The organism is Amycolatopsis sp. NPDC059657 (assembly GCF_042734395.1).
GTDB lineage: Bacteria > Actinomycetota > Actinomycetes > Mycobacteriales > Pseudonocardiaceae > Amycolatopsis.
This window is the reverse complement of the sequence record NZ_JBHWEB010000176.1, coordinates 1-14,320: the sequence shown is the minus strand read 5'-3', so window position 1 is coordinate 14,320 and position 14,320 is coordinate 1. Positions and strand designations below refer to the sequence as shown.

Annotated in this window: 16 protein-coding genes; 10 read left to right on the top strand and 6 right to left on the bottom strand. The window is 68.8% G+C overall.

Translation table 11 applies throughout. The annotated features are described in order from the left end of the window. Window positions 1-90: 90 nt before the first annotated feature. Window positions 91-1,311, bottom strand: a complete 1,221-nt coding sequence (locus ACFV15_RS45095; protein WP_378359254.1) for an acetyl-CoA C-acetyltransferase — start codon at window positions 1,309-1,311, stop codon at window positions 91-93. Between the two features lie 117 nt (window positions 1,312-1,428). Between ACFV15_RS45095 and ACFV15_RS45090 the strand changes: the two genes are divergently transcribed. The 6 genes from ACFV15_RS45090 to ACFV15_RS45065 all read left to right on the top strand — a co-directional run bounded on the left by ACFV15_RS45090 (window position 1,429) and on the right by ACFV15_RS45065 (window position 7,454). Further along, entirely contained in the window at window positions 1,429-2,799 is a 1,371-nt protein-coding gene (locus ACFV15_RS45090; protein ID WP_378359252.1) for a cystathionine beta-synthase, read from the top strand. 111 nt (window positions 2,800-2,910) lie between these two features. Next, on the top strand, window positions 2,911-4,338 hold the full coding sequence (locus ACFV15_RS45085; RefSeq protein WP_378359250.1) for a hypothetical protein: 1,428 nt from the start codon (window positions 2,911-2,913) through the stop codon (window positions 4,336-4,338). Window positions 4,339-4,480: 142 nt separating this feature from the next. After that, window positions 4,481-5,029: a hypothetical protein gene (locus ACFV15_RS45080; RefSeq protein ID WP_378359249.1), complete on the top strand. Its 549-nt coding sequence runs from the start codon at window positions 4,481-4,483 to the stop codon at window positions 5,027-5,029. An 18-nt stretch (window positions 5,030-5,047) separates the two neighbouring features. Beyond that, on the top strand, window positions 5,048-5,683 hold the full coding sequence (locus tag ACFV15_RS45075) for a hypothetical protein (RefSeq protein WP_378359248.1): 636 nt from the start codon (window positions 5,048-5,050) through the stop codon (window positions 5,681-5,683). Window positions 5,684-5,690: 7 nt separating this feature from the next. Then, window positions 5,691-6,248, top strand: coding sequence for a hypothetical protein (locus ACFV15_RS45070; protein ID WP_378359246.1), 558 nt, complete (start codon window positions 5,691-5,693; stop codon window positions 6,246-6,248). Window positions 6,249-6,296: 48 nt separating this feature from the next. Then, a complete protein-coding gene (locus ACFV15_RS45065) occupies window positions 6,297-7,454 on the top strand; it encodes a cystathionine gamma-synthase (RefSeq protein WP_378359244.1) in 1,158 nt (385 codons plus the stop codon). Window positions 7,455-7,508: 54 nt separating this feature from the next. Here ACFV15_RS45065 and ACFV15_RS45060 read toward each other — a convergent pair whose 3' ends face one another. Then, a complete protein-coding gene (locus ACFV15_RS45060; RefSeq protein ID WP_378359242.1) occupies window positions 7,509-7,781 on the bottom strand; it encodes a hypothetical protein in 273 nt (90 codons plus the stop codon). 97 nt (window positions 7,782-7,878) lie between these two features. Here ACFV15_RS45060 and ilvA point away from each other — a divergent pair, with 97 nt between their 5' ends. Next, entirely contained in the window at window positions 7,879-9,081 is a 1,203-nt protein-coding gene (ilvA, locus tag ACFV15_RS45055; protein WP_378359240.1) for a threonine ammonia-lyase, read from the top strand. Here the strand turns inward: ilvA and hppD are convergent. After that, a complete protein-coding gene (gene hppD, locus ACFV15_RS45050) occupies window positions 9,078-10,289 on the bottom strand; it encodes a 4-hydroxyphenylpyruvate dioxygenase (RefSeq protein ID WP_378359239.1) in 1,212 nt (403 codons plus the stop codon). The two genes, ilvA and hppD, sit on opposite strands and share 4 nt — an antisense overlap. 107 nt (window positions 10,290-10,396) lie before the next feature. Here hppD and ACFV15_RS45045 point away from each other — a divergent pair, with 107 nt between their 5' ends. Further along, complete coding sequence (locus ACFV15_RS45045; RefSeq protein WP_378359237.1) at window positions 10,397-10,870, top strand: Lrp/AsnC family transcriptional regulator; 474 nt, start codon at window positions 10,397-10,399, stop codon at window positions 10,868-10,870. A 48-nt stretch (window positions 10,871-10,918) separates the two neighbouring features. Here ACFV15_RS45045 and ACFV15_RS45040 read toward each other — a convergent pair whose 3' ends face one another. From ACFV15_RS45040 to ACFV15_RS45030, 3 genes are all read right to left on the bottom strand, one after another. Beyond that, on the bottom strand, window positions 10,919-11,671 hold the full coding sequence (locus ACFV15_RS45040; RefSeq protein ID WP_378359258.1) for an MBL fold metallo-hydrolase: 753 nt from the start codon (window positions 11,669-11,671) through the stop codon (window positions 10,919-10,921). Window positions 11,672-11,826: 155 nt separating this feature from the next. After that, window positions 11,827-12,327 carry a transcription elongation factor GreA gene (greA, locus tag ACFV15_RS45035; RefSeq protein ID WP_378359235.1) on the bottom strand — a complete coding sequence of 167 codons (501 nt, stop codon included), beginning with the start codon at window positions 12,325-12,327 and terminating at the stop codon, window positions 11,827-11,829. Between the two features lie 198 nt (window positions 12,328-12,525). Next, the gene (locus tag ACFV15_RS45030; protein WP_378359233.1) at window positions 12,526-12,963 is read right to left on the bottom strand and encodes a DUF4307 domain-containing protein; all 438 of its coding nucleotides are present in this window, start codon (window positions 12,961-12,963) and stop codon (window positions 12,526-12,528) included. Window positions 12,964-13,128: 165 nt separating this feature from the next. On the opposite strand from ACFV15_RS45030, the gene mca reads away from it, so the two are divergent. Together mca and ACFV15_RS45020 are read left to right on the top strand one after the other, a co-directional pair. Further along, window positions 13,129-13,989: a mycothiol conjugate amidase Mca gene (gene mca, locus ACFV15_RS45025; RefSeq protein WP_378359256.1), complete on the top strand. Its 861-nt coding sequence runs from the start codon at window positions 13,129-13,131 to the stop codon at window positions 13,987-13,989. Then, the gene (locus ACFV15_RS45020) at window positions 13,986-14,261 is read left to right on the top strand and encodes a hypothetical protein (RefSeq protein WP_378359231.1); all 276 of its coding nucleotides are present in this window, start codon (window positions 13,986-13,988) and stop codon (window positions 14,259-14,261) included. Before mca ends, ACFV15_RS45020 begins: the two co-directional genes overlap by 4 nt. The last annotated feature ends 59 nt before the right edge of the window (window positions 14,262-14,320 follow it).

Sequence of the window (14,320 nt, the reverse complement as noted above, 5' to 3'; positions counted from 1 at the left end):
CGGGGCGCCCCCCCCCACCGCTATCCCCTCCAAAGGGGCTCGGGCGCGCGGGGGGGGGTTCCAACCGCCCGCGACGCGCACGAGCTTTTACTAGCTCAAGCGCTCGATGACCATGGCCATGCCCTGGCCACCGCCGACGCACATGGTCTCCAGACCGAACTGCTTGTCGTGGTGCTGCAACGAGTTGATCAGCGTGGACGTGATCCGCGCGCCGGTCATGCCGAACGGGTGGCCGACCGCGATCGCGCCGCCGTTGACGTTCAGCCGGTCGATGTCGATCCCGAGATCCTTGTACGACGGGATGACCTGTGCCGCGAACGCCTCGTTGATCTCGACCAGGTCGATGTCACCGATACCCAGGCCCGCGCGTTCCAGCGCGCGCTTGGACGCTTCGACCGGCCCGTAGCCCATGATCTCCGGCGACAGCCCGGAAACGCCGGTGGACACGACACGCGCCAGCGGCGTGATGCCCAGCTCCTTCGCTTTCACGTCCGACATGACGACCAGCGCCGCCGCGCCGTCGTTCAGCGCGCAGCAGTTGCCCGCGGTGATCCGGCCGTCGGGGCGGAACACCGGCTTCAGCCCGGAAACGCCTTCGAGCGTGACACCCGCGCGCGGCCCGTCGTCCTTCGACAGGACCGTGCCGTCGGGCAGCGTCACCGGCGTGATGTCCTTGGCCCAGAACCCGTCCGCGATGGCCTTCTCCGCCAGGTTCTGCGAGCGGACACCGAACTCGTCCATCTCCTCGCGCGAGACGTTCTTCAGCCGCGCCAGGTTCTCCGCGGTCTGGCCCATCGCGATGTAGACGTCGGGCAGCTGCCCGTTCTCGCGCGGGTCGGTCCAGCTGTCGGCGCCGGTCTCGGCGGTCGCCTTGGTGCGTGCCTCGGCGTCGGCGAACAGCGGGTTGTGCGTGTCCGGCCACGAGTCCGAGCTGCCCTTGGCGAACCGTGAGACGGTCTCGACGCCGGCGGAGATGAACACGTCGCCCTCGCCTGCCTTGATCGCGTGCAGCGCCATCCTGGTGGTCTGCAGGCTCGACGAGCAGTAGCGGGTGACGGTGCAGCCCGGCAGGTGGTCGTAGCCGAGTTCGACGGCGACCGCGCGGCCCATGTTGAACCCGGATTCGCCGCCGGGCAGGCCACAGCCGAGCATGAGGTCTTCGATCGCGGCGGGGTCGAGCTGCGGCACCTTGGCCAGCGCTGCCCGCACCATCTGCACGGTGAGGTCGTCCGGTCGCATGCCGACCAGTGAGCCCTTACCGGCCCGCCCGATCGGGGACCGCGCGGTGGCGACGATGACGGCTTCGGGCATGGCAGAACACTCCTTCGTGCTAAGCGGTTGCTCACCTCATACTCGTCCACCCCGGCGCGCGGGTCAAAGGAAGCCGTCTCACACGCGATGTCCGGCCTCCGCACGTAGGCTGTCCGCGTGGATTACGTCGAGCATATTGCCGATCTCGTGGGCAACACCCCGCTGGTCAAGCTGAACGCGCTCACCGAAGGGCTACAGCCCCTGGTGCTCGCGAAGGTCGAGTACGTCAACCCCGGCGGCAGCGTCAAGGACCGCATCGCGCTGCGCATGATCGAGGCGGCCGAGCGCTCCGGTGAGCTGAAGCCCGGCGGCACGATCGTCGAGCCGACCTCGGGCAACACCGGCGTCGGGCTGGCCATGGTCGCCCAGCGCAAGGGGTACAAGTGCGTGTTCGTCTGCCCTGACAAGGTCAGCGAGGACAAGCGCAACGTGCTCAAGGCGTACGGCGCCCGCGTGGTCGTCTGCCCGACCGCGGTCGCGCCGGAGCACCCCGACTCGTACTACAACGTGTCCGACCGGCTCGTGCGCGAGATCGAGGGCGCGTGGAAGCCGAACCAGTACGCCAACCCGGAGAACCCGGCGAGCCACTACCACTCGACCGGTCCCGAGCTCTGGACGCAGACCGAGGGCAAGATCACGCACTTCGTCGCGGGCGTCGGCACCGGCGGCACCATCTCCGGCACCGGCCGCTACCTCAAAGAGGCCAGCGAGGGCCGCGTCAAGGTCATCGGCGCCGACCCCGAGGGCTCGGTCTACTCGGGTGGCACCGGCCGCCCGTACCTGGTCGAGGGCGTCGGCGAGGACTTCTGGCCGGAGACCTACGACCGCGGTGTCGCCGACGAGATCATCGCCGTCTCCGACGCCGACTCGTTCGACATCACCCGCCGCCTCGCGCTCGAAGAGGGCCTGCTCGTAGGCGGCTCGTGCGGGATGGCCGTCGCCGCCGCGCTGAAGCTCGCCGAGCGCTGCGGCCCCGACGACGTCATCGTCGTGCTGCTGCCCGACGGCGGCCGCGGCTACCTCACCAAGGTGTTCAACGACGACTGGATGTCGTCCTACGGCTTCCTCCCGCCGGAATCCTCCGGCGCCACCGTCGGCGACGTGCTGACCAAGAAGAGCGGCAGCCTGCCCAGCCTCGTGCACAGTCACCCGAACGAGACCGTCGCCGAAGCGGTGGCGATCCTGTCGGAGTTCGGCGTCAGCCAGATGCCCGTCGTCAGCGCGGAGCCGCCGGTCATGGCGGCAGAGGTGGTCGGCGCGGTCAACGAGCGTGACCTGCTCGACGCGCTGTTCACCGGCAAGGCGCAGCTCGCCGACCGGCTGGACAAGCACATGTCGCCGCCGCTGCCGACCATCGGCGCCGGTGAGCAGGTGAGCTCCGCGATGAAGGCGCTCTCGGGCGCCGACGGCGCGCTGGTGCTCATCGACGGCAAGCCGGCCGGTGTGGTCACCAGGCACGACCTGCTGGGCTTCCTCGCAGGTCGTTAACCTGATCAGATCGCGGGACCGGGGTGGGGCGTTACCAGCGCCCTACCTCGGCATGCACTAGCGTGTCCGGCGAGCAGAACTTTCAGGTCCTCGTCAAGGGGGAAGTCCCACATGAGTGCTCCGCAGCCACCGAACCAGCCTTGGGGTGGCGGCCAGCCACAGCAGGGCCCGCCGAGTGGTCCCCAGCCGCAGCAAGACAATCCCTTCGGTTCGCCGGAGCCGACCCAGGTCGTGCAGCCGGGCCAGCCCCAGGGAGGCGGCACGTTCGGCGACAGCCCGGAGCCGACCCAGGTGGTCCAGCCGCAGCGTCCGGGCGACGCGGGCGCCACCCAGGTGGTGAACCCGGTCGGTGACCCCAACGCGACGCAGATGGTGAACCCGGTCGGCGGTGGCGGTGACGCTCCCGGCGAGTCGACCCAGCTGGTCCCGCCCGGCTCGCAGCCGCCTGCCGCGATTCCCTACGCCCCGCCGCCGAGCGCCGCGGACAACCCGTCGGCAGGCGCTTACGGAGGCTACGGGCAGAACCCCGGCGCCTTCGGCGGCCAGCAGCAGGGTTTCCCGCCGCCGCAGCAGCAGGGCTTCGACCCGTCGCAGGGCCAGGGTGGTTTCGGCCAGCCGCAGCAGGGCTTCGGCGGTCCGCCTCCCGGTTTCGGTCCGCCTCCGGGTGGCGCCGCGGGCGGCCAGAACGCGCTGTTCGGCATGATCGCCGCCGGTGTCGTCGCGCTGCTGGGCCTGATCGGCGCGATCCTGATGTTCACGGTGATGGGTGACATCCCTGAATCGCCCAGTGACCAGGCGGTTGAGGCATGCAAGGCGATGAGCGAGCGTGCCGGAGTCAGTGCGAGCAAGTGTGACGGCGGAGGTAGTGGCCGTGCGTGGCTCTACGTGATCGTGCTGACGCTGGGTTCGCTCGCGGCAATTGGCGGCGGCGTGCTTCTCTTCCTGAAGAACAAGCTTGCGAGCTGGGTGATCGTCGGCAGTGCTGGCGTCTTGCTGCTGTTCTCGATCATCTTCCTCGCCGACCTCGGTGACGTGACCAGGGTCGTGATGACCCTGATCTTCGGCCTGCTGATCGGCGCGGTCGGCGCGCTCGGGCTCATCCCGGCCACGCAGCAGTTCGTCGGTATCGGCTCCGGTTCGGCGCTCGGTGGCGCCCCGGGTGGCTTCGGCGGTCCGCCGAGCGGTGGCTTCGGGCAGCCGGGCCAGTTCGGCCAGCCGCCTCAGCAGCAGTTCGGCCAGCCGGGTGGGTTCAACCCGCCCAGTGGCGGCTTCGGCCAGCCTGGCGGACACAACCCGGCCAGCGGCGGGTTCCAGCAGCCGCAGTACGGGCAGCCCCAGCAGCAGCCCGGCCAGTTCGGCCAGCCGGGCCAGCAGCCCGGTCAGTTCGGGCAGCAGCCGTACGGCCAGCCCCAGCAGCAGCCGGGTCAGCCCGGTCAGCCTGGTCAGTTCGGCCAGCAGGGCCAGCCCGGTCAGTACGGGCAGCCCGGCCAGCAGCCGCAGCAGCCCGGCCAGTTCGGGCAGCCGCCTCAGCAGTGGTGAGTTGATCACCGAAAGTGATGCCCCGGTCGCCTCGCGACCGGGGCATCACTTTTTCGCTGTGATGAGGTTTTCCCTCTTCCGGCGGGCGTTGTGAGGGTTAGGGTGGGCGCTCACCGTCTTTTCGCCGCCAGTTGGGGGAGTTGTGACAGGTCCCTATGGTTACGCGCAGCAGCAGGGCCCGGCCTACGGCCAGCCCGCGCCGCAACGCCGCCCGAGCGGGGCGACTGCCGTACTGGCGGGACTGGCCGGCCTGCTCGTCGCGGGTGTCGTCGCGTACGTGCCCATCCAGCTCTTCATCTCACTGCCGTCCGGCTTCAGCATCGGTGACCTGGACACCAGGGCGCTCGTCTACCTCGGCGTCGCGCTCACCGCGGCGTTCTGCCTGCTGCTCGGCTCGCTGATGGCGTTCTTCCGCGCGTTCGCCGGCGCCATCCTGCTCATCCTCGGCGCGCTGCTCGCCATCGCCGCGATCACGCTGGAAGCCACCCTGCACCTCACCGTCGGCGACTACTTCAAGGCGGTGTTCAGCTTCAACGGCATCGACGAGATCGTCCGCGCGGTCGCCGTGATCGGCGCGCCGATCGTGCTGCTGCTCGCCGTGCTGCCGCCGACGTTCAAGTACCTCCGCTACCGGCCCTCCGCGCCCGGGGGCTACGGACAGCCCCCGGCATACAATCCCCAGGGCTGGTGATCAACCGGAGGGGGAGGCATGGGATATCCGTATCCGCCGCAGCAGTACGGGGCGCCGCAAGGCAAACCGCCAGGCGCGGCGACACACACGCTGGCGTGCATCGCCGCGGGATTTTTCGTACTGCTGGCGGGCTCCGCGGTGATCGGCTCGATCGAGGACCTGTCGGTGATGCCCGGCAGCGCCATCGCGCTGTGGTTCGCCGAGCTGATCTGCACGGGCGCGGCGCTGACCGGGGTGATCATGCTGGCCACCTACCGCGCGCCGGGCGCGTTCCTGATCATGGGCGGCGTGGCGGTCTGGGAGCTCGTGGTACTGCTCAAGCCCGTGTTCTATGACTTCCCGTACGGCCTGTACCTGGAAGGGATCTTCACCGGCCGCGGTCCGGCGAACTCCGCGTACGGCTTCGGCCTGGTCGTCGGGATACTGGCGGCGATCTTCGGGGTGCTGCCGAGCACGGCGGCGTACGCCAAGGCGATGTCCGCGCTGAAGCGCCGTCCGCCGATGCCGCCGGGATACGGCCGGCCGCCCGGTTATCCGCCGCACCCGGGTTACCCGCAGCAGGGATATCCGCAACAGCCGGGGTATCCGCAGCAGGGTTACCCGCAGCAGGGACCGCCGCCGCAGCAGGGCGGTTATCCGCCGGGACAGTGGTGAGCGGGAAATGACCTATCAGCAGTACCCGGGCCAGCAGTACCCCGGACCGCAGTACCCGCACCAGCAGCCGCCCGCGCCGAGCCCTGGCGGCGGCACCGCGATCACCGCGGCCGTGCTGGCCATCCTCGGTGGCCTCGTGCACCTGGTCGGCGCCGTCGCGGGCGCGGTGAACCTCGGCAGCTTCGTCAGCGTCATGTCCATCGTCATCTCGGTCGGCGTGAACCCGATACTCGCCGGGCTGCTGATCGGCGGCGGGATCATGATCTTCCTGCGCAAACCGGCAGGGCGGCTCAACGTGATCATCGGCGCCTCGCTGGCGATCGCGGTGTACGCGACCGCGATCGTCTTCGGCGCGGTCGGCGTCTACGCGCACGGGATCATGCCGGCGGCCTTCGTCATGCTGATCGCCGCGCTGCCCGCCGTCGCCACGGTCGTGCTCGCCTCGCTGAGCTCGACCGCGCGCTGGCTGGCACCGCGGCCGGTCTTCCCTCCTCCGCCGTACGGCGTGCCCGGCTATTCGCTCCAGCAGCCGCCCCACTACCCGGAGAACCCGCGCCCTTGGTAGCCATCCCACCTGTCGGGATCGAGCGCCACGGGCCGTACGCTGGTCCGTATGGTCGATGACTTTTCGGCGCTCGGTTTCGAGACGCGCGCCATCCATGCCGGTCAGGCGCCCGATCCGAGGACGGGCGCGGTGATCGTGCCGATTTACCAGACTTCGACGTACGCCCAGGACGGTGTCGGCGGGCTGCGCGAGGGCGGCTACGAGTACTCGCGTACCGCGAACCCGACCCGTACCGCGCTCGAAGACGCGTTGGCCGCGCTCGAAGGCGCACGCCACACCCTCGCGTTCGCGTCCGGCATGGCCGCGACCGACGCCGTGCTGCGCACCGTGCTGCGTCCCGGCGACCACCTGGTGCTCGGCAACGACGCGTACGGCGGCACGTTCCGGCTGATCGACAAGGTGCTGGGCCTGTGGGGCATCGAGCACACGGTCGCGGACCTGTCCAAGATCGACGAGGTCAGGGCCGCGATCCGGCCGGAGACCAAGCTGATCTGGTGTGAGACGCCCAGCAACCCGATGCTCGGCATCGCCGACATCGCCGCGCTCGGCGGTATCGCGCACAGCGCGGGCGCGCGGCTGGTCATCGACAACACCTTCGCCACGCCCTACCTGCAGAACCCGCTCGCGCTGGGCGCGGACATCGTGCTGCACTCGACCACCAAGTACATCGGCGGGCACTCCGACGTCGTCGGCGGCGCCGTGGTGACCAACGAGGACGAGCTGCACGAGGAGCTGTTCTTCATCCGCAACGCCGCGGGCGCCGTGCCGGGCCCGTTCGACGCGTGGCTCACCCTGCGCGGCATGAAGACGCTGGCGCTGCGCATGGACCGGCACAGCGACAACGCCGAGCGCGTCGTCGAGATGCTGGCCGCGCACCCGAAGGTCTCGACCGTCTACTACCCGGGACTGACCGACCACGCCGGGCACGAGATCGCCGCCAAGCAGATGCGCCGCTTCGGTGGCATGGTCTCGTTCACCCACGTCGACGGTGAGCAGGCCGCGCTGGACGTCGCCGCGCGCACGAAGCTGTTCATCCTCGCCGAGTCGCTCGGCGGCATCGAGTCGCTGATCGAGCACCCCGGCAAGATGACGCACGCCAGCACCGAAGGCTCCACGCTGGAGGTCCCGTCGAACCTGCTGCGCCTCTCGGTCGGCATCGAGGACGGCCGCGACCTGGTCGCGGATCTGCGCGCCGCGCTGGGCTAGACCTGACATACGAAGGCCCCCTTTCGCTTTCGCGCAAGGGGGCCTTCGTGCTGTCTACCGGCTGTAGTTGCCGGACGCGTCCTCGAGCGGCGCGGGGTGCGCGGGCGCGTCGATCTCGGAGCCGTCGACGCAGCCGCCGACCAGCTCGACGTGGCTGTCGTGGCGGATGTACTGGGCCGGAACCCCGCAGGTCGCGTGATCGACGGTGTACACCGCGGCGCCGGTCAGCGCGATCGCCGAGGCGACCGCCGCGACCAGGGGAACGACACTGGCCGAACGGGTCGCGCGCAGCCGGCGCAGTACGCCCGTTTCGTTCCCCCGTGCCATTGTCACTCCCGGATCACCGATCGTTGCCGTAGCCAAGGATACCCGGACCTCACTTCCTTGTTATGTGAGGAGCCTGTGAAATGGCATGATCCGCCCCATGCGACTGGTGAGCATCGAGCAGATCCTTCAGGCCAGGAAGCTGCTCGAGGGAGTGACCCGTAGAACGCCGATGGAACACGCCAGCGACCTGCGGAGCCTGCACGGTGGCCCGGTGTACCTGAAGTGCGAAAACCTCCAGCGCACCGGCTCGTTCAAGATCAGGGGCGCGTACACCCGCATCCACGGTCTGTCCGAAGAGGAACGTGCGCGCGGCGTCGTCGCGGCGAGCGCTGGCAACCACGCGCAGGGCGTCGCGCTGGCGTCTTCCTTGCTCGGAGCCAAGTCGACGGTCTTCATGCCGGAGCGCGCGCCGCTGCCGAAACTGGCCGCGACCAAGGGCTACGGCGCCGACGTCCACCTGCACGGCGCGGTGCTGGAGGAGACGCTCGCCGAGGCCATCGCGTTCGGCGAGCGCACCGGCGCGGTCTTCATCCACCCCTTCGACCACGAGGACATCATCGCCGGGCAGGGCACGGTCGGCCTGGAGATCCTCGAGCAGGTCCCCGAGGTCGAGACCATCCTGGTCGCGACCGGCGGCGGCGGTCTGGTCGGCGGCGTCGCGGCTGCCGTCAAGGCGACCCGCCCCGGAGTGCGCGTGGTCGGCGTCCAGGCGCAGGACGCCGCGGCCTATCCGGCGTCGTTGGCGGCGGGAAAACCGATACGGCTCAAGGAAATGCACACCATGGCCGACGGCATCGCGGTCGGCGAACCCGGCAAGGTCAGCTACGCCCACGTCGCCGACCTGGTCGACGAAGTCGTCACGGTGACCGAGGAATCCTTGTCCCGCGCGGTGCTGTTGTGCCTGGAGCGCCGCAAACTGGTCGTCGAACCGGCTGGCGCTGCCGTCGTCGCCGCGCTGATGCAACACCCTGGCGCGTTCACGCCGCCGATCGTGGCGATCCTGTCCGGCGGGAACGTGGATCCGTTGCTGCTGCTGCAGATCATCCAACGCGGCATGACGGACGGCGGACGTTATCTCAAGCTCCGCTTGCGTGTGCCGGACCGGCCGGGGTCACTGGTCGCGGTGTTGTCGCGCGTGAGTTCCATGGGCGTCAACGTGATCGATGTCGAGCACTCCCGGATTTCCGGTGCGCTCGCGATCGGCGAGGTGGATATCTCGCTCGCGTTGGAAACCCGCGGCCCGGAGCACTGCGAAGAAGTCGCGCGTGCGCTCCAGGCCGCGGGTTACACCGTGGTTTAGAGGTTCCCGCGACGCTCCTGCTCGCGCTCGATGGCCTGGAAGAGCGCCTTGAAGTTGCCCTTGCCGAAGCCGAGCGAGCCGTGGCGCTCGATCATTTCGTAGAACACCGTCGGCCGGTCGCCGATCGGCTTCGTGAAGATCTGCAGCAGGTAGCCGTCTTCGTCGCGGTCGACGAGGATCCGGTGCTCCTTGAGCACCTCGATCGGGACGCGGACCTCGCCGATGCGGGCGCGGAGTTCCGGGTCGTCGTAGTAGGAGTCGGGCGTCTCCAAGAACTCGATGCCCGCCGCGCGCATGGCGTTGACCGTGGCGATGATGTCGTTGGTGGCCAGCGCGATGTGCTGGCAGCCCGCGCCGCCGTAGAACTCGAGGTACTCGTCGATCTGCGACTTCTTCTTCGCGATCGCGGGCTCGTTGAGCGGGAACTTGACGCGGTGGTTGCCGTTGGAGACGACCTTGCTCATCAGCGCGGAGTAGTCGGTGGCGATGTCGTCGCCGACGAACTCCGCCATGTTCACGAAGCCCATGACACGGTGGTACCAGTCGACCCAGTAGTCCATCTTGCCGAGTTCGACGTTGCCGACGCAGTGGTCGATGGCCTGGAACAGCCGCTTCGGCGCACTCTCGGCGCGCTGGACGGCGCTCTCGCGTGGCTCGTAGCCGGGCAGGTAGACGCCGGTGTAGCGCGACCGGTCGATCAGCGAGTGGCGCGTCTCGCCGTAGGTGGCGATCGCGGCCATGCGGACGGTGCCGTGCTCGTCGGAAACGTCGTGCGGCTCTTCGAGGATGGTCGCGCCCTGCGAGCGGGCGTGCTCGACGCACTTGTCGACGTCGGCCACCTCGAGCGCCAGGTCGGTGACACCGTCGCCGTGACGGCGGTGGTGGTCGAGCAGCGGGGAGTCGGGACGCACGCCGCCGCTGATCACGAAGCGCGCGGAGCCGGACTTCAGCACGTACGACTTGCGGTCGTAGTGGCCGGTCTCGGGGCCGGAGTACGCGACGAGCTGCATGCCGAACGCGACCTGGTAGAACCACGCGGTCTGGGTGGCGTTGCCCGCGACGAACACGACCGCGTCCATCGCCTTGACGGGGAAGGGGTCACGCGACTCGTCGTGATCGACCAGTCCGACGAGCTGACGCAGCTGGTCGTAGCTGACGTCGTCGAGAACGGCGGCGCTTTCACTGGCGGGTTCGAGTGTGTGCGTCATACCCGAAGGATGAGACCACCGGTCAAGATGGGCAATGGCCGTCGATTTCGCTGGACAATCTGCGCAGTATGGTTGGGGGAAACGCTGTCATAGTGGACAATCTGTGTATGCCCGAACTGGACGCGCTCGACGCACGCCTTCTCCTGCTGCTGACCGACTCGCCCCGCTTGGGCGTGCTCGAATGTGCGCGCAGGCTCGGCGTCGCACGCGGAACCATCCAAGCCCGCCTCGACAGATTGACCGCACGAGGCATCCTCACCGGTTTCCCGCCCGACCTCGACCTCGCCGCGATGGGCTACGGCCTCACCGCGTTCGCGGTGCTCGAGATAGCCCAAGGCCGCCGCTCGGAGGTGTCCGCGGCGTTGTCGGCGATCGACGAGGTCTGCGAAGTCCACGCGACCACGGGCCAGGGCGACCTCTTCGTCCGCATGGTCGCCCGCACCCACGACGACCTCCAGCGCGTGATCGACGAGGTGGTCAGCGTGCCCGACGTGCTCCGCACGTCGACGTCCATCGCGCTCTCGACGCCTGTCCCACCCCGCGTCCGCCCCCTGCTCGAGCGCACAGCCAGGGACTCGTGAGTGGTATGACCGGTTAGAACCGGCCGTGCCACTCACGACCCCTGGCTGTCAGAGGACGTGCTTGAGGTAGCGGCGTGCCGACTTCTGCACGATCGCGGCCCCGTCCGAGCGCACGACCGCGCCCCACCAGGCACCGTAGATCTGCTCGTACTCGTACGGTTCCAGCAGCTCGGCGGCGTGCCGGACGATCTCCGGCCGCTCCGGGATGTAGTTCGGGTAGCTGTACATGAACCCGACGTGCGAACGGTCGGGGATGACCTGCACGATGTCACCGCTGAACAGCGCGCCGCGATCCCAGTGCATGACCGTCCCGCCCGCGAAGTGCACGCCGAGGTTGAGCAGCGTCAGCCCCGGCGCGACGTCGAGCTTGCTCCCGCTCCACAGCTCGAGCGACGGATCGGGCCTGCCGATCCACTGCCGGTCGTTCTCGTGCAGGTAGACGGGCACGTCGAAGGCGTGCGCCCATTCGACCATCGTCGTGTAGTAGTGCGGGTGGCTGATCGCGATCCCGGTGATGCCGCCGAGTTCGGTCACCTTGGCGACCACCTCGTCGTCGAGGTAGGCGAAGCAGTCCCAGAGGAAGTTGCCGCCCTCGGCCTTGACCACCAGCGCTCGCTCGCCGATCGCGAACCGCGGCTCGGCGCCGAGGCCGATCACGCCTTCGCCCTCTTCTTCGGCGCGGACCCGGTACTCGCCGGCGCGGAGCGTCTCGAGATCGGTCCACTGCTGCCCGGACTCGGGCACCCACTGACGGTCGTCTTCACAGATGGGGCAGTCGGCCCGCGGCGCGGCGTACTGCATCCCGCAAGTAGCGCAGATCGGAAGGTTCACAGCAGCAGATTAGCCATACACATGCACGGTCGGCTCTACTTTCGGCCTGGGCCAAACCCACCCCGCACATGCAAGCCCGGCCATGGAAAACCATGGCCGGGCATCGCAGGTGTTGGGTTACCGGATCAGTTACCGGTGTAGGGCACCGCCTTGACCAGGGTCACCTTCTGCAGGCTCCCATTGGGCAGGGCGTATTCGCGGGTCTCACCCTCTTTGGCGCCGTGCAGCGCCTTGCCGAGCGGCGACTCGGGCGAGTAGACGTCCAGCTCGCCCTGAGCTCCCTCTTCGCGGGTGGCGAGCAGGAACTGCTCGTCTTCGTCGTCACCTTCGTAGCGGACGGTCAGGATCTTGCCGGGCTCGGCGGTGCCGTCGTTGGCGGGCGCTTCGCCCACCTTGGCCGCACGGAGGAGTTCCTGGAGGTGGCGGATCCGGGCCTCGTGCTGGCCCTGCTCCTCGCGGGCGGCGTGGTAGCCACCGTTCTCCTTGAGGTCGCCCTCTTCCCGGCTGTCATTGATCTTCGCTGCGATGACCGGACGTTGCTCGATGAGCTCGTCGAGCTCGTGCTTGAGCCTGTTGTAGGCATCCTGAGTCAGCCAGGTCACCTTGGTGTCGCTCACGGTCACCATCTCCTCGTTGGGCCTGCCAGGCTTGGGTATACAAGCCGGCCTCCACGCGCGCATGGCTTGCACGCGTGGCTGAGATAAAGGAAAAACACGGCCCGTCGTGGGCCGTGCCGGTAGATCAGGATAACACGACGCGACTGTCCGACGCCGCTCCATTGGCCTGTTCTCAGGCGTTGAGCGCGCGTTTCACCCCGTTGGCCGCTATGAGGTTGACAGGTAGCGTGGTACGTCGTATGAGCAGCCGAAAATATCCGCCGTGACCGGCTCCCCGGTACTCCGGATGACGGTACTCAGGCGCATGGTCCCGCCGCCGGCTGGAACGAGGATCTCCCTTCGCCCGTTCTCCGCCCCGCTCAGGTCGCGGGCGCGCACGATGCACACGCCTGGCCTGCCGGGCTCGTCTCGTGTGACATCCATGACGATTTCGATCGCGTTGTCCGGTTTGATCGAGAAACCGACCCGCTGGGCTTCGATCGGTGCCGTGCCGAGGTTCGCGTAAGCGACATAGGCCACACCCATGCTGACCGCCACCGCGACGACCCCGAACAGCCAGCGTCCCCACGGGCGCTGCCGCCGCGCGCCGCGCGTGGGTCCGTAGCGGCCTTCGGGCCGGGCCGGGACGGCTGTTTCGGCGCCCAACCAGGGCCTCCGATCGAAGTTGTCGTACTGATGAGGACAATGGAGCTGAAACGTCTGCCCCGAGTATCCGCGCGGGGCCGGGCGGGCGCCCGCTGGGGGTCCAGGAATACCTGAGGAGAAGGGGTCGTTTGCGCCGTGGTGGGAACTGAGCTGAAGTTGCGCCTGATGGCCGTGCACGCACACCCGGACGACGAGTCGAGCAAGGGCGCCGCCACCATGGCGAAGTACGCCGCCGAGGGGCACGAGGTGCTCGTGGTGACCGCCACCGGCGGCGAGGCGGGCAGCGTGCTCAACCCGGCGATGGACCGGCCGGAAGTGCTCGCCAACATGACCGAGATCCGCCGCGAGGAGATGGCGCGCGCCGCCAAGATCCTCGGCGTGCAGCACAAGTGGCTCGGGTTCGTCGACTCCGGCCTGCCGGAGGGCGACCCGCTGCCCCCGGTCCCGGAGGGCTCGTTCGCGGTCGTGCCGCTCGAGGAGTCCACCGAGGCGCTGGTCCGCGCGATCCGCGAGTTCCGCCCGCACGTCATCCTCACCTATGACGAGAACGGCGGCTATCCGCACCCCGACCACATCCGCACCCACGAGATCTCGATGGCCGCGTTCGACGCCGCCGCCGAGCCGGACCGGTTCCCCGACGCCGGCGACCCGTGGCAGCCGCTGAAGCTCTACTACATCCACGGCTTCTCGCGGGCCAGGATGCTCGCCTTCCACGAGGCGCTGATCGAGGCGGGCATCGAGTCGCCGTACGCCGAGTGGCTGGAGAAGTGGGATCCGGACAAGTCCGACGTCATGGAGCGCGTGACCACCCGCGTCGAATGCGCCGACTTCTTCGAGGCGCGTGACGAGGCGCTCAAGGCGCACGCCACGCAGATCGACCCGAAGAGCCGCTGGTTCGCCGTCCCGCGTGACATCCAGCGCGAGACCTGGCCGACCGAGGAGTACGAGCTGGTCCGCTCACTGGTGGACAGCACGCTGCCGGAGGATGATCTGTTCGCCGGAATCAGGGAGAAGGTGGGCACATGAGTGCCGCGTTGCCGTCCTTCGCCGTCCTGCCGCTGACCTCGGCCGCGCTGGTGTTCACCCAGCAGCAGCCGGGCACCGACAAGGGCGGGCAGGGCGAGGACTTCGGGAAGTCGTCACCGGTCGGGCTGCTGGTGCTGATCCTGTTCCTCATCGCCGTCGCGTTCCTGGTGCGGTCGATGACGAAGCACCTCAAGCGCCTGCCGGAGAGCTTCGACAAGCCGGAGGAGCCCGAACCGGCTGAGTCTTCGGACAAGACCGACCACAAGTCCTGACCGGCCATCCGTGGTGTCGTGAGCGGTATGGCCGGTTCTGACCGGCCATACCCTGTCTC

What these genes read in the sequence shown, in the direction of transcription:
- ACFV15_RS45095 (WP_378359254.1), bottom strand. Translation starts at nt 1,311, where the DNA reads ATGCCCGAAGCCGTCATCGTCGCCACCGCGCGGTCCCCGATCGGGCGG.
- ACFV15_RS45085 (WP_378359250.1), top strand. Translation starts at nt 2,911, where the DNA reads ATGAGTGCTCCGCAGCCACCGAACCAGCCTTGGGGTGGCGGCCAGCCA.
- ACFV15_RS45075 (WP_378359248.1), top strand. Translation starts at nt 5,048, where the DNA reads ATGGGATATCCGTATCCGCCGCAGCAGTACGGGGCGCCGCAAGGCAAA.
- ACFV15_RS45070 (WP_378359246.1), top strand. Translation starts at nt 5,691, where the DNA reads ATGACCTATCAGCAGTACCCGGGCCAGCAGTACCCCGGACCGCAGTAC.
- ACFV15_RS45065 (WP_378359244.1), top strand. Translation starts at nt 6,297, where the DNA reads ATGGTCGATGACTTTTCGGCGCTCGGTTTCGAGACGCGCGCCATCCAT.
- ACFV15_RS45060 (WP_378359242.1), bottom strand. Translation starts at nt 7,781, where the DNA reads ATGGCACGGGGGAACGAAACGGGCGTACTGCGCCGGCTGCGCGCGACC.
- ilvA (WP_378359240.1), top strand. Translation starts at nt 7,879, where the DNA reads ATGCGACTGGTGAGCATCGAGCAGATCCTTCAGGCCAGGAAGCTGCTC.
- hppD (WP_378359239.1), bottom strand. Translation starts at nt 10,289, where the DNA reads ATGACGCACACACTCGAACCCGCCAGTGAAAGCGCCGCCGTTCTCGAC.
- ACFV15_RS45045 (WP_378359237.1), top strand. Translation starts at nt 10,397, where the DNA reads ATGCCCGAACTGGACGCGCTCGACGCACGCCTTCTCCTGCTGCTGACC.
- ACFV15_RS45040 (WP_378359258.1), bottom strand. Translation starts at nt 11,671, where the DNA reads ATGCAGTACGCCGCGCCGCGGGCCGACTGCCCCATCTGTGAAGACGAC.
- greA (WP_378359235.1), bottom strand. Translation starts at nt 12,327, where the DNA reads ATGGTGACCGTGAGCGACACCAAGGTGACCTGGCTGACTCAGGATGCC.
- mca (WP_378359256.1), top strand. Translation starts at nt 13,129, where the DNA reads ATGGCCGTGCACGCACACCCGGACGACGAGTCGAGCAAGGGCGCCGCC.
- ACFV15_RS45020 (WP_378359231.1), top strand. Translation starts at nt 13,986, where the DNA reads ATGAGTGCCGCGTTGCCGTCCTTCGCCGTCCTGCCGCTGACCTCGGCC.